We start from the raw sequence: 24,715 nt of genomic DNA, 5'->3' as shown, positions 1-24,715 counted from the left end.
ATTCATTGCCGAAGCCTGTGGTCTTAATGAGGGACTGGGAGTGAAAGGCCAGTGGGGAACGCTTCAATCCATGGAGACACGCATGCAGTTTCTATCAGACCCGACACATCGGATCCGATTCGTTTATACCCCCAAACACGCTTCCTGGTTAAATCAAATTGAATGTTGGTTCAGTCTGGTCTCCCGACATTTGCTCAGGCGGCTTTCCGTCAGCAGCAAAGCGATATTACGGACATGCATTTTAAAATATATCGAATATTACAACCGGGTATTAGCTAAACCTTTTAAGTGGCTTTACCGTGGGAATACAAAGTGATGTCATTAATTGCAGAATACACCACTAGCACCTTCCGGGAAACTGGTTGCTTACACACTGGAGCCTGACTATCGGTTAGCAAAAGGAAACTGTACAAATTACCTCTGCGAGATCCTTAGCGAAGAACCTTGTGGAGGAGGCCTTTTCTTTAAAGCCGAATTTACAAGTATTCCTGATACTCCTCCTCAACCTTTTACTATGTATAGCTGGAGCCGTGAGCAATTTGCAGAAGCAAGTCAAAAAGCGGGTTTACAGCTTGAGTGGCATAAACCCATGTTGTTACAAAGTGATATCGATAAACAACCGGCAGGTTTTTGGGATATTTACCAGAATAACTGCCATGAAACAGCGCTTGTCTGCCACTTCCGATAATATCAGTTAATTATTCTCTTCATCTTTCAGCCTGTATCCATAAAGTAACCAATTGAAAGATGAAGAGTATATACTGAAGAGAATCTCATCCTCGAATTTGAACAGTATTACTGTAGTTGACTTGAACAAATAGTTGACTTGAACAAATAGTTGACCTGAACAAACTGCACCTCAATATTCCGAAGGTGCGGCTCATATTATTAATAGCATGACAAAACACACTCTGTACGGAAAAATCAGAGTAACTTCCGTAACATTATTCCTATCTTATTAACTTCATAATTTCCCGATTGAGTTGTCATGATATTTAGTCAGAACATGCGATCGTCGAAACGATCACATGTTCTATACTCAATGTGTGTTCGATATGTATCGCAGGGATATCATGAAAAAACTTCTTATTTTTGTCATACCGTATTATATTTTTAACATTTGATTAACAACAAAGCACATAACCATGACAAACATCGATATCAACTCAGATCTTGGCGAAGGTTTCGGCCCATGGACTATCGGCGATGATGTGGATGAATCAATTATGGCATTAATCAGCTCCGCCAATATTGCCACCGGTTTTCATGCAGGTGATCCCAGCATCATGCGTAAAACCGTGGAACTGGCACACCAAAAAGGCGTGTCCATTGGTGCTCATCCCGGCTTCCGCGATCTTGCCGGATTCGGCCGCCGTCACATCAATATGACGCCACAGGAATTAACTAACGATGTCCTTTATCAGCTCGGTGCATTGCGCGAGTTTGCTGCGCTGTATAACCTGTCACTACAGCATATAAAACCACATGGTGCTTTATATATGCATCTGGCCCGTGACAATGATGCCGCGCATTATTTCGTTTCTACCCTGCATAACCATGCCCCGGAGCTGATAATATTCTGCATGCACGGTTCGGCTATCTGGCGTGAGGCAATCAATCACGGTCATCCCGTGGTTTGTGAGTTTTACGCCGATCGCGATTACGATCATAGCGGTTCTATTGTATTCACCCGACAGGTTGCACCACTCGATCCTGAAACAGTCGCTGACAAAGTTTTACGAGCCTGTCAGGAGGGAAAAGTCCGTACAGTTGAAGGAGAAGATATTAACATTGAGTTTTCCTCTGTCTGTCTGCACAGCGATACACCCGGTGCACTCTCATTGCTTCAGGCAATAGTAACTCGCTTGCGGCAAGCAGGCATCACCATTGCCCCTCCACATCTGGACAAATGACTGCCTAAATCTAAATCAGGAGGATGCTGATATGTCTGACTCAGATTTACGCTACACCTTTGGCGGCGACGAACATCTTTTCATTGAAATCAGCGAAGCAATGTCTCTGAGGGCATTCTTCCGTAGCATGACATTAACAAAAGCGATTAAAAACCTTGCGCTACCGGGCATCTTAGACATTTGTCTGGCAAATGCATCATGCCAGATACGCTTCAACCCGGATATTCTGCCACCTCAGACATTACTGGAGAAAATTCAGGCGGTAGCGGAACAAGAAGATACAGGAAAAAAACTGGCTACCCGTATTATCGAAATTCCGGTGTTGTACAACGACCCCTGGACGCATGAAACCCTGATGCGTTTTCGGGAGCGCCATCAGGAGCCTCAATCGACCGATTTGGAATACGCCGCACGAATCAACGGGCTGCCTGATATTGACGCATTCATTGCCCAACACAGCGGCGCGCCGTGGTTTGTTTCTATGGTCGGGTTTGTTGCCGGATTACCGTTCATGTACCAGATGGTGGAACAGGCACAACAAATTCAGGTGCCCAAATATCTGATCCCCCGTACCGATACTCCGCAGCTTTCGCTGGGACACGGCGGCTGCTTCGGCTGCATTTATTCAGTACGGGGGGCGGGTGGTTATCAACTGTTTGGTGTCACGCCTGCACCAATTTACGATATGCAACAGCGCCTGCCTTACCTTAAAGATTCGATGGTATTTTTCCGCACAGGCGATATTGTCCAGTTCAGGCCTATCGACCGACATGAATATGATCAGGCCATTGCACAGGTTGAACGTGAGGAATTCACATTGCGTATCCGCCCTGTTGAGTTTGACCTTGCAGCTTTTGAATCCGATCCACACTCTTGTACTGCAAATTTACAAGCAGTGTTGTATAGCGATTGAGGTGTTATATGGCAATTAAAGTGCTGAAACCCGGGTTGTCAAGTTCAATACAGGATGGTGGTCGGGAAGGCTATTATCACTTGGGTATTCCACCTTCCGGTACACTGGATCGTGTTGGACTGACAGTAGCAAATCTGCTGGCTGGTAACGAACCGGAAACCGCAGCATTGGAATGCACTCTGATGGGGCCGGAACTGCTTTTTGAGCAGGATACTGTTTTTGCCGTCAGTGGTGCACCGATGGGCATACAACTGGATGGGCAGCCTGTTCCTCTTAATACCTGCCTGCTGGCACAAAAAGGGCAACAACTGAAAATCACCGGTTCATCCTTCGGTGCCCGCAGTTATCTTGCCATTGCGGGCGGGCTTGATGTCCCTCTGGTACTGGGCAGTCGTTCCACCTACAGCCTCGGTTCGCTGGGTGGATATCAGGGCCGCCGGTTACAGGCCGGTGACACTCTGCCTGTCACTGCGAACTGTGGACAAGGCCCTGTCGGTCATCACCTGCCGGAAGAGTTTAAACCGGAATTTCATAAAAATGCTGAACTACGGGTCGTTCCCGGTATGTACATCCATCGCCTGACTTCCGCGTCGATCGATAGTTTTTTCAGTGATGAATGGCGGATCAGCTCCGAATCTGACCGCACCGGCTACCGATTTCTGGATGGGCGTCCGCTGAATTTTATTGAGCGCACACCTCCATTCGGCGCGGGTTCTGATCCCTCTAATATTGTGGATGCCTGCTACCCGATTGGCTCCATTCAAATTCCGGCCGGGCGTACACCGATTGTCTTACATCGGGATGCCGTTTCGGGAGGTGGTTATATGACGTTGGGCACTGTTGTCAGCAGCGATCTGGATACCCTCGGGCAATTGCCACCCGGAGCCAAAGTAAAATTTACTCAAGTAACATTAGAGGAAGCACTGGCTATCCGACGTACTTTTCAAAAAAAACTGCAACAACTGGTTACTGCACTATCCAGTTAATCTTACAAATCCGACTAACCCTACAAATCCTATTAATTGATGCCATTTTCAGGAGAATAATAAATGAAAAATACAGAGTTGAATCAACGTCGTCTGAATGCTACTCCACGCGGAGTAGGTGTGCTGAGTGACTACTTCGTGCAAAAGGCGGAAAATGCTACTCTGTGGGATGTGGAAGGTAATGAAATCATCGACTTTGCAGCGGGTATTGCTGTACTGAATACAGGACATCGCCACCCTGAAATACTGTCCGCAATTGAACAACAACTCAATGCATTCACTCATACTGCCTATCAAATTGTGCCTTATGAAAGCTACGTGACACTGGCTGAACGTATTAACGCACTGGTTCCGGTTAACGGCCCGGCAAAAACCGCCTTTTTTACCACCGGAGCAGAGGCAGTGGAAAATGCCGTCAAAATCGCCCGCGCTTATACTCGTCGACCGGGAGTGATTACTTTCAGTGGGGGCTTTCATGGTCGTACTTTTATGGCGATGGCACTCACCGGCAAAGTCGCACCGTATAAAATCGGGTTTGGCCCGTTCCCCGGTTCCGTTTTCCACGCTCAATACCCGAACGGGCTGCATGGCGTATCGGTGGATGAAGCTCTGGCAAGTCTGGAACAGATTTTCAAAACTGATATCGAGCCGGATCAGGTCGCGGCGATCATTATTGAGCCGGTACAGGGCGAAGGCGGGTTCAATATAGCGCCCACAGAGTTTATGCAGGCGTTACGGGCATTGTGTGACAAACATAGCATTCTGCTGATCGCCGATGAAGTGCAGACCGGTTTCGCCCGCACCGGTAAACTGTTCGCGATGGAGCATCATAATGTAAAGGCAGATCTAATCACTATGGCGAAAAGTCTGGCGGGCGGAATGCCGCTTTCCGGTGTGGCAGGACGTGCAGAAGTGATGGATGCACCAGCACCCGGCGGGCTTGGTGGCACCTATGCCGGTAATCCGCTGGCAGTGGCTGCCGCTCATGCAGTGCTTAACATTATTGAAAAAGAACAGCTATGTGAACGAGCCAATCAACTCGGACAGCATCTGGTAGAAATACTCACTCAAGCGCGTTCTCAATGCCCGGCAATCGCCGAGATCCGTGCACTGGGTTCTATGGTCGCAGTGGAATTTAACGATCCGCAAACCGGTAAACCATCCTCCGATTTTACCCGTGAAGTGCAGGCCAGAGCTAAGCAGGAAGGGTTGCTGTTATTGAGTTGCGGCACCTATGGCAATGTGATCCGCTTCCTCTATCCGCTGACTATTCCAGATGCACAGTTCAGTAAGGCTCTGAACATTCTGTCACACATCCTGAAAAACTAAGTCTGTATGACACTGAATCTGCATAACTACCCGCGATGTGATCGCCGAAAATTGGCCACATCCGGGTTTTCTATTAAATGTGCATATACCCTATGGATTTCAAAATGCATCGCGGCGGCAAGGGAATGAGTCCCCGGGAGCATAGGTAACTATGTGACTGGGGTGAGTGAGCGTAGCCAACAAAGAGGCAACTTGAAAGACGACGGGCATATGTCATTTTAATTTACAGCCGGGGAATTCATCATCTCTACCACCCGCTCCAGCAGCGCTGAATTACAGGCCGAAACCAGACTGCCACCGAACATGACTCTTTCACGACTGCCATTCAGTGCACAAAAATCACCGCCCGCTTCTTTAATACAGGGCAGAATTGCCGCGCTATCCCACGGTTTCATTATCGTATCGATAGCACAATGCAGCCTGCCGGACGCAACCATAGTGTGCTGGTAGCAATCATTAACAAAAACAAAATCACGGGCAGATTTCACTAACGAGTCCAGATTATAAGCAACCGTACCATTTTCTAAGTGATAACCGGAACTGTGTATACCGGAAGCTGAAATCACTGCATTTTCAACAGACTCTGGTGAGTTATCTGTTACTTTTAGCTGGCGTAACGGCTTGCCTGCCACACTCATCCAGCACCCTTCCCCCTGAGAAGCATAAACAACGGTTGAAATAGCCGGAAAACTGATCACCCCGACCTTCGGCTCACCGTTTTCGACAAAAGCCAGTAACGTACTGAACAGCGGTACGCCGTACAAAAATGCTCTTGTTCCATCAATAGGATCAATGACCCAGCCTGATTCAAATTTTTCGCTGCCATTCAGGCCAAACTCTTCCCCCAGAACAGGAACACCCGGACTACGTTTTTCTAATATGTTACGGATCTCGGTTTCCAGCATAAGATCGGTTTGGGTGACAGCAGAACGATCCGGCTTATAATCAAATTGTCCGGCTCCGTCAAAAGCATCCTGAGTCCGCTTTCTGATGGTATTGACTGCTTCAAGGGCAATCTCTAACATTTGTCTGTAGCTCCTTAAGGTAGTTCAACGCAATCTCAATGCGATAATTCTATAATAAAAGCGATTCTCATGCCCTGTTAAAAAAAACAACAAATCCCATTCATGCTCCGATGCCGAATAACAAACAGTCTATATAACATTTATACAGAGCCGAAAATATCAACCAAATCTGAATATTCCCTGAATGGCGAAATGATCCGATAAATCAATAGATCCGTTCTCGACAGGTCTAATAATATTAGCTTTTACACTCAAAGGTTTTTTATGTTTTACATTGTCCAAATAAAAAAGATAATCAAGTGTACACTGTTCATCATCGTCAGCTAAATTATTTATTTCCGGGTCCCATGAATATTTGTAATACCCGCTATTAGCCACATATTTCAGATTTGGTATTGTATTATATATGTTTTTCTCTTCTGCAGAACCATAGACAATATTAAGGTCTCCCATAATAATTACAGGGTATGGGTTAATAAGTTTTTCATTAATAAATTCAGCCATCTCTTTTAATTGAATTTCTCTCACATCACGATGCTTTTCATAGGGTGACGTATGAGTTGTAACCAGATAATAATGTTGCCCATTTTTATCTATTTCGACAGCAATAACACCTTTTTGTTGTCTTGCCAAACCATCATCGATAGTGTGCTCAGTGAATACATGCTCCCATTCATTGATAATTGGCCATTTGCTTATAAACACTGCTCCCCCTGAGTCTTTAAATAAAAAGCTATCAGGATAACCTACAATATTTGAGTAATATTTATATGAAGATACCTCAGTTTTTGAGTTTTCTATAATTGTCTCATAATAAATTTGGAAGAAGCATTCCTGCAGGGCAATGATATCATAGTTATTATTTACTTGCTTTAGACATAAACCTATTTTTTCTGCTCTTGTTGGTGATGAAGTTCGTGGTGGTGGGTATTTAATGTTATACGTTAGTGTATGTAATAATAAAGGGTTATCGCTAACATCATCCAAAGTTTCATTCACTGAATGATCGGGTTCATCTATAATATCGAAATTTGAAACTTTCATTATAAATCACTCCTTTATATGTTTTATCTAATCTGGATTGGAACAGATATTAATACGATAACAATGACATCATTATGCACTGTATTAATGCAATCGCCAGTATAATCAATAAGCAACCTGCCTATATAGAATAGGAAAGAGTGGTAAATATGGCAAGTCAGCAATTATCAACAAATAGAAGTAAATTAAAATAAATAACCACATGATATTAAAATAAAAATAATTAACACTGGTTTATAATGGCGCCAAAACTCATTCATAACTATATGTAAATATAAATAATTTTTATTTGTAGTTTATTATGGTAGTGGTTTCTTTGGCAGCCTGCGTCTGGTTACTTGATGGCGTGTGATAGGGTTAATTTATTTAAAACCCACCCCAAAATAATCATAAAAAAACCAAATACAATAAACGTTAATATAACGCATGACAATCATTAACTTAATGTGTTAATCCAGCATTAATATACAATCAGTATATTTAATTAAAATATTATTATTAATTTAATAGAAACAGAAATGTTTTCATTAAAAAAGTCAGACCTTAGCATTAACATACTAAGGTCATTCACAATTATGCAGTTCGATACCATCCCATTAACATAATATAAGAGTTTGTAATATTTACGTTAGAACCGCTTCCGGTGTTTGATGTTGAACCTCTAACCATATGCGTATGCGGATTACTATACGATGTTTCACCAGACCACGCTTCAGCAGCATTCAGTCTGAAAAGAGTTGTTTGCACCTTTTTTCTCCCCGGAGATGATGCTCCCACGTTGAGTTGCTGTGTTGAGTTAGAAAATGCTCCAGAAGCGTAACTTTGTGTTGGCTCAGCCTCTGCCCCCACTGAAAAAAAACCAGTAATATTCATCGAACCACGAGAGTGAGAGTGACCACCTGATGATTCGGTAGAAACGTTAAATGAATGATGATGTACTGGCATCTGCGATGCCGTTAATGAAATTGAATCACTACCACCTATTGATAACACATCAGAACCGTTAGAAGCAGCTAACCGAATTGTTCGATGCTCACCAATATATTTCCATGTTGTACCGGAAAATAAATGATTGGGATTCTTATCTTGTGCAAACCATAAAACTATACCAACCGGATACAATACATCGATAGACACTGCGTGGGATAACGCATCAGTCACTGCTTTTTGGCTCATTATCTGATTAGTGCTTTGTCCTGCCGTCTGCACAATAGATGATTTATCTAGTTTCCCATTCAATGCAGTATTGGTTGCATAATCACCTTTCACCTGAAAGTGTTTATCCGATTCTTCCTTACTATAAGCTCCCACATCAGCGGCAGTCAGATCAGCTTTTAATTCTACCCAGTCATTCCCTGCTTGTGGTTCTGTCTTATTTTTATCAATACGTGATTGCCAGATTTTTTGATTGTGATAGACCAATGCCCTCAGAGGATAAGGCTGTGCATCACTACTCCATTGCGCTGCACCAAAGGTCTGTACCTCCCCTACCGCGCCCGTGATATCGTGAAAAATCCCGTTCATCTTTTCACGCTCGATATTTAGTGCGGCGGCATTCACGTTTGGGTCAAGTCCGTAAGCAGCTCCGTAACCCTGACCATACGAAACAGTACCGTCTGGCTGCGCTTCATCAGTAATAGCAACTCTGTCACCGTGCTCTGCGAAAGGAGTTTTAAATATTTTTGTCATGAGATTAGGCTCCGAAATGGCTGTAAGAAAAATTGGCATGTGAATAGCCAAAACCAAAGATATTGCTGGTACTGCTTGTTGCGTTTTGATTTAGCGTAACAGTCTGTTTTTCCCTGATTGGCGTATCAGGAAGTACATTATCTTTTTTCGTCGTCTTATCAGGTTTTTTACTTTGAGTATTCATATCTGCCCCTCATTTAATCAACAAAATACATTGCTAAATAATATGAAGGCGGTAGGTACGTCTCCGCCTGTAAACATTAATCATCAGGTTTAACAATACGGGAGAGTCTGTTTTTGAGTATTCAATGCATAAACTAGCTATTCATTGTGTCACACTTTATATCATAAGAATGAAATGTTGTGTAATTAACTTAATTAATAAAATCCATTTCATCACCAATAAAGCATTTAATATCGATAGTAAATAATTATTTTACAACCTGCTGAATGACGTACTCAACAAATAAACAACTTCGGTAAAAAATACTCGTATTTTAATGCGTATTAATGCTGTTATACGGAATTACGTTGAGATAAAAAAACATATTAAATAGTATTAGCTGTCTATTTGGCCGCAGAATGAAATTACCTTTATTAATTAACCATTAAGTGAGGGATTTATGTCTGAAATTAATAAGCCAGAAAATAAGAATAGCGAGAAACAATGCCAAATCAATCCTGATCAATACCAAATCAACGCCGTAACAGCCCCTGTCGGCTCCTGTCCGTGGGCGATCATTCAGGTATATTTGGGGAATAAATTACACCGCAGTGACTGGGATACCGCGTATGAACACCTGCGCCTCACGCCTGAATCGTCAGGTAATGATTCTGTTTATATAGAAAAGAGTAACCAACAGGGGCAGTTGTCTCGCTGGCATCCTACACCTGATGATTTGATGGCCTGTGACTGGCATCTGTTAAAAACAGAGTCAAAACCACAACCAACTGATTGCATGTTAGCGTTTAATCTGGTGATAGGAACCGGATCTTTTTCCAGCAAGGAGCAAATGTGGGGGTATCTGGCTGATGCGGAATTTGAACCAGCCGGTGAGCATCTTGGCCCATTCGGTACGTTAACTGACTTCCAGAATAAAACCGCTATCAAAAAATTTGCATTACTTGTTTGGGATGGTTTAAACCAGAAAATTTTTATCCGGGTCTCTTCGGATAACAATCAAGCCGGTTATCAGAAACTGGTGGATTTATTTAAACAGAATCTCGCAATAATAGTAGATGGAGTTGCTTATCAGTTGGGTAGCAGTGCTGATAGCCGTTTATTCGGTAAACATGAATACGAATTTATCGGCGAATATAGTAACGATGATGCTAAAAAATTGGGTAGTCTGTTGCAACAAAATGTCGGGAATTCACTTCCTTATTGTTTTAACTGGAAATAACTCATCCGGTTCTGCACGCTGAATGTCAGGCTGCACTTCAGTATTAATACCGAAGGGCAGCCATTCCTTTAATTAAAGCCAATTAATAATAGTGATCAAACCAATCTGGATTTCCCGCTTGTCGTATCCGACCAAGCCATCATGATGGAAGATTGGGTCTTCCCATCCAGCGAGTCGATAAAACCACTGTCACCCATTGTCGGGGCAAATCCGCTCATGGCCTGCACCAGTGAATCCACCGCATTGGCAGAGAGGGCAGTATATTCACGTTCACCACGAGCATTTTTATCACCCATTCGGGTCACAATATCCGCCTGTTTGCCATTGAAGTAATCATTAAACGTGACAGAACCGATAGCCTCAAACTGCCCTTGTTCAGAACTATCCTCAATATGGCGGTTGGTCAGCATAATCAGGTCGTAGCCACTGCGCTGGAACCACAGATCCTGCCAGTTGAGTTCGTTGAAGACGATTTTGTCACCGCGTTTGATATCTTCAACCACGTTATCAATCACATTTCCGCTGACCACATAGCTGTTCACGCCCGCACCGCCTTCAAAGCGGTTCTGGTAGCCGCCCAATACCAGCAGATCATCACCTTCACCGCCATCAAACTGACTGAATTTGGAGATAACATCTGCGATCAGGTGATCATCACCGGCTCCGCCATTAATCAGGGCATGGTAACCCATCAGTTTGACGGCATCGTTGCCTGCTCCGCCATCGATCCGGTTGTAATTGCCGAAAACCGTCGCAAAGTCATGATCATCGCCCAAATCAATCTGATTGTTGTTACCGATAGCCACGACATAATCCTGATCTTCACCCCCTTCAATGCGGTTGAAGTTACCGGAAGCCACGATATAGTCGCGCCCTTTACCAGCTTCGATAACACCGCCTTCGCCAAAGGCAAAGACCTGATCGTCTCCGTCTCCCATATAGGCATAGTTGATGCGTCCGGCAACCACGGCAACATCATTGCCCTTACCACCAAACATGATGTTTTCGCGTCCCATCAGAACACCAGTGTCATTGCCTTCACCGCCAGTGAAGATATTCGATGTTCCCAACGCGTAGTAAACATCATCACCGCGACCGCCCCAGAAGTTATTGTTATCCCCCAGATAAGCGCCCAGATCTTTACCGTCTCCGCCCCAGTTAAAGTTGTAATTACCGAGGGAAACATGAATATCACCATCTCCCTGCAAATGCCCGCTGTTACGCAGGAAATCAAAGGTTTTTTCCTGCATATGCAACAGATCGTCTGTCAGGTTCTGTTTCAGGTTGGAAACCAGCCCTTTCATCTCTTCCTGTTTATTCTGTCTCAGCAGAGTAGCAAACAAGTTCGGCAGGTTGAGGGAATTAAAACCGAATGTGCGCTCTGGTGGTTCATGGGTCGTGGCTTCTGCAACTTGCTCTGTCTGATCTGACGGTACTTTCTCTTTTATACCGTGGCCTTCAAGGAACGAATTCAACCCGTCAGCACCCGCTGCCAGATTGGTTTTCAGGCCGCTACGCAGTGTCTCTGGATCAATAAATGCCGACAGTTGGTTACCGCTGAACTCACTGATAACCTCCAGCATTTCCCGCAGAATGGCAACACCATCCACCGGCTGCTGAGAACGGGAGATAATCGTGCCGTCTGCGGTGTAATCCACACCGAAAATATCCGCCAGTGTGGTATCCGCATTGACGCTGGCAAGGTTTCTCAACAGTTTGTTTTTAAACTGACGCGGCAGATCCGCCGGATTAAAGGTGAAGGTGGTTTTTGCCATCCCCGTTGAGGTGTATTGCTGTGTCATCAGGCCAAACAGTGAACCGAGGTTAATATCCAGAATCGACTGAATATTGTCGCCGAACATCAGGTTCCAGTTACCGGTTGTGACCTGAATATCCGCACCCTGCCCGCCAACGGCGAAATTGAAGGCCAGTTTTTCGTTCATCTGGCGGAATTTATTTGCTCTGCTCAGGTTGCTCATTGCAGGCTTATTACCTGCCCCACTCAGCCACTGGTTGTATTTCTTGTTCAGTGTGCTCTCAATATCACTCTTCAGGCCGCGACCACTGCGTTTGTACTGAGAATCAATATCCGTCAGCGATGTGTAATCCACGCTGCTGGTCATATCCAGCCCTGACATATCCTGTAGGTATTTCCTGACGCTTTCTGTTGTCCATTGCGCTTCCTGTTCAGACAACCAATCAGGGGATGCGTATGATCCGGCAATATTTTGCAAAATACCCGATACACGGGAAACATGGTCAAACGGATTCAGCATAGGTGGTGTCGGGATAGATTTATCCATCATCACCAGCAGGTCATTGCTGCGCCCCTGATTAAAGCTGATGTTTCGGTTACCAACGAACAGTTGTGCCCCCTCCAGTGCCTGATAACCGGCAATGTTGAAGCTGTGTTTGCTGTCACCATCTCCCAGATGAACCATAACGTTGTTATCACCAAAGGCCAGAGACTTGAAGCCACCCGTACCGACTTTAACGCCAACGTTGGTGGTTCCCCAGTTAATGGAGGTAAATTCGCCATCGCCTGCCTGTACCTGCACATTACCGGAGTAGCTCAAGCGGTTATCGGACGACATTCCTGTCGGATAATCCTCAGGCTGAGCCTGATATTTTTTCGGTGCATGGAATACTTCGGTGTTGTCTGCAATAGCATTCTTGTCTGTATTAACACCATGTACAGGATGTTTTCTGCGGCTTTTATTGCTGTTAGTGCTGCTACGCAAGCTGCCCACACGTACAAGTGAAACGTTATTTTCAGAAACATTATTACGTATACGCTCGGAATGCCCTTCGACTTCCCCGTTATCATTCCAGTGCAAAACAATTTTATTTTCAGTAATCTTATTTTCTGCCTGATTATGGGCAGAGCGCGTATATTTACGCCCTGATTTACCAATCACAACTTCGGTTCGACGGGCAGATACTGTAGTACGAATGCCATGTTCATCAAGAGCAGAAATCAGACGATACGCAAAGCCATCCCGTTTATCATCACTGAGCAGAGAGCACCCTACCAGACTGATATAATCAAGTGTTCCGCCATACTGGAAGCTATTCTGGAACTGTTTTAACCGCATCGCCAGTTCAGATGCCGTGTAATCGCTCATGGTCGTGCTGTTATAGCCATCAATCTCATCGCCGCCATGCCCGACAACCTGCCAGCGGATTTTACCGTTCAACTGACTCGGATCACCGTATACCACTTTATACTGACCGTTGCGGTCAAGCTGGACAAGCACACTCTCTTTCGGATGCTTACCGGTCAGATAAGAGACAGAATCAGCCACATGAGGATCATCTTCGAGCTGAATAATAACCTGACCATCAAACCGCATTTTTTTCCGTTCTAATCTCGGCAGAACATCTATCTCTTCCCATTCACTGAGATCATGGTTATTCAGCGGATGAAGCCGGTTAAGCCCCTTTCTCATCGGTGAGCCATCAAAAATTTCCATGGCCAGAATATCTTTCATGGTTGTTTTGTCGCCAAATACCGGACAATAAAATGCCAGTGCGTGTCCATCCAATACCACCACACGATTGAACATTCTTTCCCGCTGAGCATTTTTGGTCATATTGTAGCTTTTTGCCATGTTCAGGCCGGATTGACCGAAGAACCGTGTGATGTAATTGCGGTAGTTATCTGCGGAAGAAAACTCCACAATCCCGACATTAGGATCGTAGAAGCCATATACCCGGTTCTCGCCACTGCCTTTTGACCATGTAGCCATCGCGTGACCTGATGTATTCAGCTCCAACAGAACCGGTTTTCCATCTGCACCGTTTGCTGTGATTTTTTCAATCACGCCTTGCACACTCAGCGACTGCTCTCCGCTCAGTTTCTCTTTCCATATTTTAGTGGTGCTGTCCAGCATCGGATCTCTGGCATAGAGTGCGGCCAGTGTACCCATCAATTTACTGGCGTTAGTCTGCTCAGCCTCGGAATACAGTTCAGGGTTGTTGAGCACCGAAGCCGCAGAGTACAGCTTATTCAGCAGGTTACGTCCTACATTTTCCTGACCGCCATTCTCCAGTTCTTTTGCCAGCAGAACCAGTTTTGACAACGGTACACAGCGCCCGCCAAAACCATCATTGGACAGATTGAGTAACATCAATTGCGGAGCCAGATGCTCGCTGGCTTTAGAGTCTGCCGTGCCAGTGGAAATCACATCACGGAAAAGGCGGCTATATTTCTCCGCTTTCGGTCGCAGGGTAATTTTCAGCGCCCGGCTTTCAATTTCCCATGCCAGTGCGCCTTTCTGCTCTGCCGTCCAGTTTCCTTTAACCAGCATATCCACCAATTGCCTGATATCCATATCTGAATGGAAACCATCCACAACGCGCTCAGCATGATTGTGTCGGTAACCTGACAGGAAGGCTTTTGTCGCACGTAAATCCTGTTCTCTGCCCAGATGATCGACCTGAGGTTTCAGGGCTTGGGTGTAGCGTCTCAAATCACTCTTGATGCCTTTAAGAGTATGACTTTCCTGTTCCTGCATATGTGAACTTCTTTCAGACAGATTGGCAATAATCTGTCCGGCATACTGAATCATCATCTGATAACTGGATGTATGGTTATAGTAAGTATGTTCACCGGAAACGTTATAGCCGGATGTCACCAGTCTGGTACGGAGTTTTTCCCCTTCACTACCCAGACCTTCTTTATCTGTCAGCAACATAATCGGCGTTTGCTTAGAGATCCCGTGCAGATTCTTCTCCACGGAGAATTTACCGTTAACGGCTTTTGCCAGTATTCCGGTAAAGCCGGATGGGTTCGGTATTCCATGAGCTGTGATCGCTTTGGTCATACTCGGCATCGGTCTGTCCAGCAATAAACCGGAAACCGCCATTCCTTTGCTGTCCGCATAACGGGCCAGATCAGCCGCAATCGGAGCGCCCATAGAATAACCGTGGATGATTATATTTTCCGGGCTGATATCGCGTTCATTAACCAGATAGTGGAACATGGTACGCACATCCTGATACATGCCCTGTTCATTCGGATATCCATCGCTGGTGCCATAACCCCGCATATTAATCGACAGCACATCAACACCATGCTGTTGATAATGAGGCTGAATTTTACTGGCCTGAGCTTCAGCAGAAGAACCGGAACCGTGAATAAACAACACAACTTTTCGATCCGAAGTCTCCGTCTGTGATGAATTTATCTCCTGATGATAATATCCTGCCAGACGTCCGGCTTCTCCCCGCAAGACAACTTTCTGGACGCTACCTCGTTTCATTGCCGCACTGAGCCTGTTCTGCACCTCCTGATCAATCTGGCGACGCTCTTCTTTTGTACCGTACAGTTCCCGGTTCATAAAGCGAGTTACCGGATTCTGCGGCGTGCGCTCACGCGGGGATGAATCATCCTCATAATTGACTGTTACTGAAGACTTTTCCGACTGCTGTCTGGTTCCATTACGATTTAACGCTGCATCCAATCGTACTTCATCAAGGCGGAGATGGTTTTGTTTAATCCGCTCAATCTGAGTTGCCTGCTGTAATGACTGACCAAAATCAAACAACTCGCTCGGTGTCCAGACTCCGAAGCCGGGTCGCCATGCTTTGCCAAGAACGTTATCCGCACCTCCGGCCTTGAGAATGCGGGCAACAACACTTGAACAATTTTGGGTCATGAGCTGATAGCGGGCATCCGGATCACTGCTGATTTGACTCCATTCAGCCTGCATCGCCGCCACATCAAGGCCTTCCAGATTAATACGGTATACCCGCTCAGGGTCAACGGTACTATTTTTGAAATTAACAATCTCTGCCAGCTCTCTTTCAGCAAATTGGCGCATTACATTGGCAATGGCCTTTTCCATGCGGCGGGAGTTCTGTAACCGGGCAGCCATACGTAAGGCTTCTGCAAAATTACGACCGACTTCATGCATATCTATGCCGGGATCAGCCCATTGTGCAAGGTACGGACGATAAATATACTGCGGTATTTCTGCGGATTTGAGCAGTTCAGGATTGGCAAGGGCAGCCATCGCAAAACCTTCGCTGACATCTTTGAATTTAACATCCACGCCTTTGGCAACGTTCAGTTTTTCAATGAACTCTTTCAGCTCTGCTGAACCATCAACCAAACCGAAACCATCATCTTCCTCAGCCTCAACATCAAATGTCAGGGTAGGAGCCTGAAAAGCCGGCTGACTCAGATCACGCCAGCGAAGTCGTAAATCAGGCTGATCCGGTGTGGCGATATTAAGAAGTTCTCGTATATCAGCCGATTTATTACCTGACGGCCACCAGCTCACATAGTTGATTTGGTTCAGATGAGCGGCATCTTCTGCATTGACCAGAACGCGTCCCTGACCAATTTGCATGGCAACATGACCGAGAGTGCTGTTTTCACCTGGCCGCCAGACATACAGTGTTGCACTGACAGGGGACAAATGTTGCTCAATCGCCAGATGCACTTTTTTCAGACCAGCAATATCGATACCTTTGCTGTCTTTCGCCAGATCACGTGCCGTCAGTCTGGAGAAAACAGCATTCGTGACATCCTGACCATACTCTTTGGTGACAGTTGCCATCACCTGTTTCAATCCGGCATCTGCGGTATTTTTGCCAATGTGCAGACTGAACTGACCGCGTGTTATAAAGTCGCCCTGCGAATCCAGATAGAGATGTTTACTCTCTTTGAGGTTAGCGTTATCGAGTTTATTGTATAACTCGCTGAAAGTACCATTTCCTGCGCTTTTCAACGTCGGATCAGCCAGAACCAGTGACTCTTTCAGACGGATATTAATCTGAGAAAGCAGCCGTTTCATCGCCGGAGCCCGGCCTGATTCAGAGTGCCCGAGCAGATACCCTTCCACCTGTTGTTGCAGATAGGTTAATTTTTCAACCGCATCCAGCGAATAATCCGGTTTTTCCAGTAGGATCTGCTCATAAGCATGCAGCGATTCGATGACATTACGATAACTTTCGCCCTGTGGCTTACCTTTTATATAAGCCATTTTCTGGAACTCATCCCCCGACATCAGTTTGATATCTGACAAATACTGCCAGGTTCCATTCACTTTTTCGGCAAGAATGCGGGTATAACCCTCTTCCAGAGAAATAATGTGACTGCCCACCAGACGCAGTTCAGCCGGAATCTGTTCATAGTTCTGATAATTGGCAAAAATAAAACGCTCGATTGTATTAATCTGTGCCTGATCCTGCGGATTATCGACTTTAATCACCTTAAACAAAGCAGGACGAGTTTCCGGCCACGGAAGAACTTCAAAACTCTTATTTAAACCTTCACGTATCAAAATATTGCGATCAGTGCGCAAGCGATAGAATGGGATCGCTTTATTTAACATATTGTCGATAGCACTTACCTTGATATCCAGATTGATAAGGGTATCGGCGCGATAACCGTCAGGATCATGTTCAAGGTATCTCATCTGTTCCGCCGGACTCAATGCATCAAAACGTATTTTCATTTTGACACCCGGATCAGTCAGCCGATGACCAATGGACTCCAGCGGCATTCCCCGGTAATGATAGGCGTGTTTATCCAACAGGCGAATTTCATTGACCAGCCCTTCACGTTGCAATTGGCGCAATACCGGTAATTCAACATTCCAGAAGAAATTGCCTAAACGCACGCCGCCCGGAGCAATGACATAAACATCGTCACGGGCGCCGGTCGCATAAATAGAACACCAGAAACCAATATTACTGCGTGTTGCTTCGTTGATAGCCGTATGCAGTCTTTCTTGTTGGAAATCATCAGGATCAAGGGAAGTATTACACCAGTCCATCAACTTTTTATTGAGTTCAAGGGCAAGCACATTCCCTTTTACATCAATATCGTAAACCACTTTTTTACCATCCTGCTGCACTGCATCCAGTACAGAACGGTAAATGCTGAACTCCTGACCTGACCAGAAGGAAACGATACTTTTCTCACCATAATTAGGTTCAAAGCTGTAACCGAAACGCTCCAGTTTAGTGATAAACTGAACGCGTTTATCCCAGTCAAAATCGAGGGTGGAATCCACAAACAGCTTCGCCAGCGGGGCAATTTGATCTTTAGGGATGGTATGCCGGATGATAGTAAAGAAATTCTCAATAAAATCAGTCAGCCTCTCCCTGATATTGTCATTTATTTCTATATCGGAACGTTTGCTAGCCGGAACAGGAATATAGTTATTCGTTGAATTATCATTAAACTGATGGTGGCCACCCTCCAGCCAACGGTAAATCTCCGCGACTTTTTCCGCTCTTTCTCCGATGAAAGGATATGCTGAACCACTATGTTTCTGTGGGGTCTTTGTTGTCTTCTGCGAAGAATGACTCCGCAGGGAACTACTTGGTGAACCGGTGCGGGAATCTGATCTTCCCAGAGGTTGCAGGCCACTCAGATCCAGGCCAGAAACGGATGATAATTTGCTGTTGCCCCAGCCAGATACATTCTCCACTGATTCAGCCGGAATATTGCTATGCGGTGATAGCTGTCCGCTTGATGGGCGCGGTATATGAACAGAATTTGCCTGTAAATTTGCCAGTGTAGTACGAACACCTGCATTGATCTGTAAACGCTCCACTGCCTGTTTAGCATCCGCAAGGGCAGATAAATCACTCTCCGATTCCTGCAATTTTTGGCTGAAGGCTCCGATTTCCTGCATGATTGAAGTAGCGGAACCAACGTGGCTGGCTGTATCACCAGCATATTCTGTCTCATAGGCTTTACCTGACAGGTTGCTGCCGACATTATTAAAGCGAGGTTTATAGCCACTATTTTTTGCTGTTTCGTCTGTTTCTGCCTCAATACCGTGGAGCGTTTTACTGGCACTCAGTCTGGCCACATCCGCTTGTTTTTGCTGTGCCTGTGCCTCTTCCTTCCGGTATTCGGCCTTAGCCCGTGCATCAGCAATATCGTTCATGGCATTCAGCTGATCCTGTTTCGATTTGGCAACATGGACTTCTGATTTATCCAGCGTATTTTCTATCTGCTGCTGTTGCTGTAGAACGGTAGAAGATGCTTTATCCAGCTGCTGCTCCGCTGTTGCTTTTGCCGTATCCACCTGTGTCTGAAGTTTATTCAGTAAACCACCGGCAAAGTCATGACGCCAGCGTACTCCTGATGCTCCCTGATGGTGTGCATGAGTCTGCTCATCCAAAAGCTCCAGCGCTTTGGCCTTCGCCAGTAACTCATCTGTCACAGCCTGCTGTTCTTCCCGGATAACATCACGCTGAGACAATCCGTTGGTATTCAGGGCATCAAGATCGGTCGATTCCAGTTGCTGCTGAGTCCCTGCAATCGCGGCCAGTTGTTGCTCTTTTTCCTGCATCAGGCGTTGATGATCGGCTTCGGCACTGCTCTTATCGGTTAACACACTTTCAGCAACTGAATTTTTTAACGAAAGCTCAGCTTCATTATTATTGCTGTCATCTGAGCGATCTGAGATCGCCACTATGTTATCCAGTATATAGCCTCTGCCGTCATCGTTGCCGGTGCCCCTGAATGCCAGCCGGTTATCACCGCCCTGCGCAACCAGAACCAACTGTTTATGCTGCCAGACGATATCATCGCCCGCCGAGGAGAAAACCACCTGATCATTCCACAGCACTTCCATGCCATTGTCACCCGTGCTGCCTGCCCGGCGCGCAAAGTCAAAATCAAGGGTGATCACCTCCCCCGCTTTGCGCTGACGGAGATCCTGATAAATCGTGGTATTGGCCTGTGTATCCAGCTCCGTCACATAATGGCCGTAACCTTCATTATCCAGCCCATAAGAGGCGGCCGGATGATCGACTTCAATACCGCCCGTGGCCTGCCAGCCCTGCGCACCCGCCTCAAAATCCCCGTTGACAATCAGGTTGGGTGGCTGATTTTTCGCCGTTTGCGGTTCTTCCTGCATGAGGGTTTCCAGCCTGCTGATATCCGGGGTCTTCAGCTCACTGACCGATGCCTGCAAATCGGTGGAAAGGCGGGAACTCACTTCGCCGATTTCGGTCAGCTCAAAGCCCTTCAGACTGCCCACTTCCGGCAGATTGATGGCTCCCCGCCCACGGTAACTGCCTGACGTATTAGCCTCATCCCCCTGCACCAGAAAATTAATCCCCTGACTGCCCAGCGCCCCCAGTAACGTCTGTTTGAGATTGCCGAACAGCGTTGCCAGTTTGTGGCTCTCCGTATTGCTGGACGCCAGCGCCAGAGTGTAAAAATCCCCGTTGCCAATCTGGATAGCCACGTTATTGCGGGCGTAGGCGGCATGGATATTCATTCCGTCACCGACATGGAGATGGGCATTGCCCGTTCCTTTCATCACCGAGACTGCCAGCCCGTCACCCACTTTGGTGCTGACATTGAGTTTGCCCCACGCCACGTTGACCGAAATGCCGTTCCCCACTTTGGTATTCACATTCCAATCGCCGTGGGCCGCCACCACACTCAGGCCATGCCCCACTGTGGTCGTGATATTGCTTTTCCCCTTCGCGGCGGTCACCTGCATCCCGTCCCCCACTTTGGTGACCACATTGCTTTGGCTCCACAGGGCATTCAGGCTGTCGCCCTCGCCCACCTGTGTGACAAGATTGGCGTCCCCTTTTGCCAGTGTCACCTGACGGCCGCGACCAACCTTAGTCACCACATTGGCTTTCCCCCAGACCCCGGTATAGTCATCCCCCTGCCCCACATGGGTGATGGTATTGGCCGTGCCCTGCATGACACTGACCATTTGGCCGTCACCGATTTTGCTCACCCCGTTGGCCTGCCCTTTGGCAAAGTTGTAATGGTCGCCGTGCCCCACGTGGGTCAGGATATTGGCATCGCCCCAGGCCGCGTTGACCGCCAGCCCGTCCCCCACTTTGGTCAGCAGGTTCAGCTTGCCTTTGGCAAACCCCACCGTATTCCCGCTGCCGACATGCGTCAGGCTATTGCCCAGTTCCGAGACCAGCAACCCCACCGTCGTCCCGTCGCCCACTTTGGTCAGAATATTGCCCTTCCCCAGCAACAGGCCGGCGGTCATCCCCTGCCCCACGTGCGTGATGACGTTGGCCTGCGCGGCCGCTAACACGCCCATAAAATCATGGCCGACCTTGGTCACCACATTGGCTTTCCCTAACGCCAGCACTCCCGTCAGCCCGTTTCCGGCATGGGTCATCACGTTCGCCTGACCAAACATCGCCGCCAGTGTCGTGCCGTCCCCGACTTTGGTCATGATATTGGCGTTACCGGCAAACAACCCGAGACTGGTGCCCTGCCCCACATGGGTATAGATATTGGCCTTGCCTATCATCAGCGCCGCCGTCAGTTCATGACCGGCTTTCGTGAACACATTGGCTTCCCCCAGCATCGCGGCAAAGGTGTTGCCGTCGCCGATATGGGTCATCAGGTTTCCCATACCCACCATGGCGGCAAGTGTATCCCCGTTGCCCACTTTCGTGACCAGATTGCCTTTCGCCACCATCAGCGCCACACTCAGGCCATCCCCCACATGGGTAAAGACATTGCCCAGCGCCACCATCAGCGCCAGCGCATTGCCGTCCCCCACTTTGGTAAAGACATTCCCGCCCCCGGCCATCAGGGCGTACGCATCCCCCTGCCCGATATGGGTAAAGATATTGCCGACCGCCAGCAACGCCGCCACGGTTTCCCCGTCCCCCACTTTGGTAAAGACGTTACCGACAGCGCCCATCGCGCCCAGTGTGCTGCCGTTCCCCACATGGGTCAGCACATTGCCCAGACCAAACAGGATACCGGTGGTTTCGCCGTCGCCCACTTTGGTCAGCACGTTAGCCCCGCCCAGCATGACCCCGGTGGTGACGCCGTTCCCGATATGCGTCAGGACGTTAGCACCCCCGCCCATCACCCCAAAAACCCGGCCATTCCCTTGACGGGTCAGGACATTCGCCCCGCCCAAAGCGATAACATGCGTATTGCCACTCCGGGAGTCCGCTGATGGATTGCGTACCTGATGAGTGCTGCTGATATGGGTAATAACATTGGCAATACCGGCTCCTCTGAAATTCAGGTGGCCTTTTCTGCCTTTCTTAAAAACAACGTTGGCGGCACCAGCCCCACTGAATTCCGTGTCACCGATTTCTGAGTTATGTAAAATAACATTGGCAATGCCCGCGCCCTTAAAATAAACATTTCCCCGGGCGACGTTGGATTTAATCACATTGCCGCCACCAGCTCCCTCAAAGCGGACATCACCGTTGCTGTCATCCTGTTTTTGGGCTAATAATTCCCTCTCACTGAACTCATGCATAGAATCAATCCGTTCAGATGTCACACGGACAGTGTTCACACTGTAATTAACATGGCTCAGTGTATAACTGCCCTTAGAAATAACTTTATAGCCGGAACGGGTGCCAATAAGCTGGTCTGCCATGACTGCCGTATGATCACCGGCTTTGTACCACGGTGTAGCAATGTATTTAAGCTGACCCGTTTCAGGGTCGTTCGCCAGCTGTACGACCACAATTTTGGTATATCCCCCCAAATATTTGCCGTACAGATAGGTATTCGCCATCCGGTTGGATTTCACGGGTTTCACATCAAAAGTGCTACCATCCATCGAAACGGCATGCCCGCCCATTCGGGCATCGGACAGCGTAATATTTTCTGCGGTGATCTTAACACCCCCCGCATAAGTTACCCATTCATCTTCAGGTAATTCACTTTCCAATGCATGAATTGTAAATGACTGGTGATGTTCAACTGTCAGGTCTGACAATTTATACACACCCTCAACATCAACCAACTGGTAACCTCCCGATTCAGAAACATCCTGAGATTCCAGATTATTGAGATGAGTTCCCGCCTTATACCAGGAGGTTGTATAATATTTCAGCTTGCCTGTTTGGGGATCATTATGAATACGGACTTTATTGATTTTGGTGTATTTATCATCGACAGATGCAAATAAAAAGGTATTTGCCTCAAGCACAGATTTAATACCAATAACCGGCTGTGCTTTTTTAATCCAGCTTCCGCCCAGTGTTGCTGTCGTCAGTACTATTTCTTCAGCTTTCGCATAAGTGATACCTTCACCATTAAAGTTATCATTTGCACCTTTACGGGTAATTTGGTTATAACCGCCAGCACCGACAAAATGAATATTGCCGTTGACTACATCTGAATAAAGATAGTTATACCCGCCTGCACCCTTAAATGTGATATCGCCACTGTGCCCGCGACGATATAAATTGTTATAAGCGGCAACACCTGAATAATGTATATTACCGGAGTGACCGTCATGCTGAATAACCGCACCACCCGCAGCGCCAGCGAAAGAGATAGTTCCCTCTTTTTCTTTATTGATTTCTGCGTATCCTGCGGCACCTTTTACGCTCAGGTTACCACTGGTATCACTGATTTTCAGGTAGGCAGCCCCCCCGACAACAGTATCATTACCTGCTCCGGTATAAATTGAAGCACCAATCGAACCCACTGTAATATGATCGTTACCGCCATAAGCATGGATTTGGCCACCAAACCCAATGGCGACAATATTATTATCCCCATCATCAGCGGAATAATTCCCCGTAAAGAAGTATTCAACACTTCTCCAAAATGGTTTTCCCATAAATAAGTCCCAGTATAAATTTAAAGAATTGAAGATAAAAAAAACTCAGTCATATGAAATAACTGAGTATCGACATTTTAATAAGCAAGGAATCCCCCCAGAAAATAAATTGAAATTTATGATATTGGATCGCATCAATTTATTAAGTTGAGACATAGAAAAGCAAATTCAGGAGGCAGACAGAAATTGTCAATGGAAAATTATCTTTTTTTATTTTAAAAATCAATGAGCTTAAATTATAAAGTCTGTTTAACCACTATATTTAGTCCCAATACTCCCACTCAAATACAACGTAATGGAGCTAACTTATACAAGTTGAAATTCAACCGAAAATTTTAAACACATCATGACCATTACAGACTATAGCAGTGCTCAACCCATCGTTATCTTAAAAAGAATGATAGGTATGAGCACTAATAATATTTTTATTTAAAAAGCTATTTCTATTTTACATTCTTAAATTAAGAATTTAACAACGTAAATAAATTATAATCCAACATTCAGATATGTTTCTTATTTATCTTCATAAAAGATAAACCTTCATCATTGAAATAAAATGTATTTTTTCAATTTATATGAATAGATGTTGATTATAAAAGTCAAATATATCACGCACCCCGATTGAATCTATCGATAATCCAGGATAATGTACTCTCAGAAATTTGCGTATTAAAGCATCGGGAGAGCCAGAAAGCCCGGCTGCTATCCAATCTTGATTGAGAGAACGAATATCGGCTTGGATATATTGGGCAGAACGACTACTTTCCCCAGCATCAACAAGCAGCTCAGAAGTCTGCATACTCTCCCTTATATCCCCGCCCTCATCGGGCGAGGGTTTACGGCGAAAT

The 24,715-nt window shown here is 46.2% G+C and carries 13 protein-coding genes; 7 read left to right on the top strand and 6 right to left on the bottom strand.

What is annotated here, in order from left to right; translation table 11 throughout:
• From Xinn_RS23385 to Xinn_RS04065, 6 genes are all read left to right on the top strand, one after another.
• Positions 1-316: transposase (locus tag Xinn_RS23385; RefSeq protein ID WP_211285986.1), on the top strand; the 316-nt coding region annotated here is incomplete at its 5' end.
• A 9-nt stretch (positions 317-325) separates the two neighbouring features.
• A complete protein-coding gene (locus Xinn_RS04085; protein WP_099137607.1) occupies positions 326-688 on the top strand; it encodes a hypothetical protein in 363 nt (120 codons plus the stop codon).
• A 457-nt stretch (positions 689-1,145) separates the two neighbouring features.
• Positions 1,146-1,913: a 5-oxoprolinase subunit PxpA gene (locus tag Xinn_RS04080; protein WP_086953779.1), complete on the top strand. Its 768-nt coding sequence runs from the start codon at positions 1,146-1,148 to the stop codon at positions 1,911-1,913.
• Positions 1,914-1,944: 31 nt separating this feature from the next.
• Positions 1,945-2,826: a 5-oxoprolinase subunit B family protein gene (locus Xinn_RS04075; RefSeq protein ID WP_086953780.1), complete on the top strand. Its 882-nt coding sequence runs from the start codon at positions 1,945-1,947 to the stop codon at positions 2,824-2,826.
• 8 nt (positions 2,827-2,834) lie between these two features.
• A complete protein-coding gene (locus tag Xinn_RS04070) occupies positions 2,835-3,812 on the top strand; it encodes a 5-oxoprolinase subunit C family protein (protein WP_086953781.1) in 978 nt (325 codons plus the stop codon).
• A 63-nt stretch (positions 3,813-3,875) separates the two neighbouring features.
• A complete protein-coding gene (locus tag Xinn_RS04065) occupies positions 3,876-5,141 on the top strand; it encodes a 4-aminobutyrate--2-oxoglutarate transaminase (protein ID WP_086953782.1) in 1,266 nt (421 codons plus the stop codon).
• Between the two features lie 218 nt (positions 5,142-5,359).
• On the opposite strand, the gene Xinn_RS04060 is transcribed toward Xinn_RS04065, so the two are convergent.
• From Xinn_RS04060 to Xinn_RS04045, 4 genes are all read right to left on the bottom strand, one after another.
• Positions 5,360-6,166, bottom strand: coding sequence for an inositol monophosphatase family protein (locus tag Xinn_RS04060; RefSeq protein ID WP_086953783.1), 807 nt, complete (start codon positions 6,164-6,166; stop codon positions 5,360-5,362).
• 159 nt (positions 6,167-6,325) lie between these two features.
• A complete protein-coding gene (locus tag Xinn_RS04055; RefSeq protein ID WP_086953784.1) occupies positions 6,326-7,210 on the bottom strand; it encodes an endonuclease/exonuclease/phosphatase family protein in 885 nt (294 codons plus the stop codon).
• Between the two features lie 573 nt (positions 7,211-7,783).
• Complete coding sequence (locus tag Xinn_RS04050; RefSeq protein ID WP_086953785.1) at positions 7,784-8,899, bottom strand: phage baseplate protein; 1,116 nt, start codon at positions 8,897-8,899, stop codon at positions 7,784-7,786.
• A gap of 4 nt (positions 8,900-8,903) precedes the next feature.
• Positions 8,904-9,083: a hypothetical protein gene (locus tag Xinn_RS04045; RefSeq protein ID WP_086953786.1), complete on the bottom strand. Its 180-nt coding sequence runs from the start codon at positions 9,081-9,083 to the stop codon at positions 8,904-8,906.
• Between the two features lie 439 nt (positions 9,084-9,522).
• Here Xinn_RS04045 and Xinn_RS04040 point away from each other — a divergent pair, with 439 nt between their 5' ends.
• On the top strand, positions 9,523-10,302 hold the full coding sequence (locus tag Xinn_RS04040; protein ID WP_086953787.1) for a Thoeris anti-defense Tad2 family protein: 780 nt from the start codon (positions 9,523-9,525) through the stop codon (positions 10,300-10,302).
• Positions 10,303-10,397: 95 nt separating this feature from the next.
• Here Xinn_RS04040 and rtxA read toward each other — a convergent pair whose 3' ends face one another.
• Complete coding sequence (gene rtxA / locus Xinn_RS04035) at positions 10,398-23,867, bottom strand: MARTX multifunctional-autoprocessing repeats-in-toxin holotoxin RtxA (protein WP_099137606.1); 13,470 nt, start codon at positions 23,865-23,867, stop codon at positions 10,398-10,400.
• Positions 23,868-24,438: 571 nt separating this feature from the next.
• Positions 24,439-24,666, bottom strand: a complete 228-nt coding sequence (locus tag Xinn_RS04030; protein ID WP_086953789.1) for a hypothetical protein — start codon at positions 24,664-24,666, stop codon at positions 24,439-24,441.
• Positions 24,667-24,715: the final 49 nt, after the last annotated feature.

This window comes from Xenorhabdus innexi (assembly GCF_002632485.1).
Classification (GTDB): domain Bacteria; phylum Pseudomonadota; class Gammaproteobacteria; order Enterobacterales; family Enterobacteriaceae; genus Xenorhabdus; species Xenorhabdus innexi.
Note: the sequence above shows the minus strand (reverse complement) of the source record. Positions and strands in the feature narration are given on the sequence as shown.

Bases quoted from the DNA above. Each gene is read 5' to 3' on its own strand.
- Xinn_RS04070 (WP_086953781.1), top strand. From the start codon at position 2,835: ATGGCAATTAAAGTGCTGAAACCCGGGTTGTCAAGTTCAATACAGGAT.
- Xinn_RS04055 (WP_086953784.1), bottom strand. From the start codon at position 7,210: ATGAAAGTTTCAAATTTCGATATTATAGATGAACCCGATCATTCAGTG.
- Xinn_RS04065 (WP_086953782.1), top strand. From the start codon at position 3,876: ATGAAAAATACAGAGTTGAATCAACGTCGTCTGAATGCTACTCCACGC.
- Xinn_RS04075 (WP_086953780.1), top strand. From the start codon at position 1,945: ATGTCTGACTCAGATTTACGCTACACCTTTGGCGGCGACGAACATCTT.
- Xinn_RS04080 (WP_086953779.1), top strand. From the start codon at position 1,146: ATGACAAACATCGATATCAACTCAGATCTTGGCGAAGGTTTCGGCCCA.
- Xinn_RS04060 (WP_086953783.1), bottom strand. From the start codon at position 6,166: ATGTTAGAGATTGCCCTTGAAGCAGTCAATACCATCAGAAAGCGGACT.
- Xinn_RS04040 (WP_086953787.1), top strand. From the start codon at position 9,523: ATGTCTGAAATTAATAAGCCAGAAAATAAGAATAGCGAGAAACAATGC.
- Xinn_RS04050 (WP_086953785.1), bottom strand. From the start codon at position 8,899: ATGACAAAAATATTTAAAACTCCTTTCGCAGAGCACGGTGACAGAGTT.
- Xinn_RS04045 (WP_086953786.1), bottom strand. From the start codon at position 9,083: ATGAATACTCAAAGTAAAAAACCTGATAAGACGACGAAAAAAGATAAT.
- Xinn_RS04030 (WP_086953789.1), bottom strand. From the start codon at position 24,666: ATGCAGACTTCTGAGCTGCTTGTTGATGCTGGGGAAAGTAGTCGTTCT.
- rtxA (WP_099137606.1), bottom strand. From the start codon at position 23,867: ATGGGAAAACCATTTTGGAGAAGTGTTGAATACTTCTTTACGGGGAAT.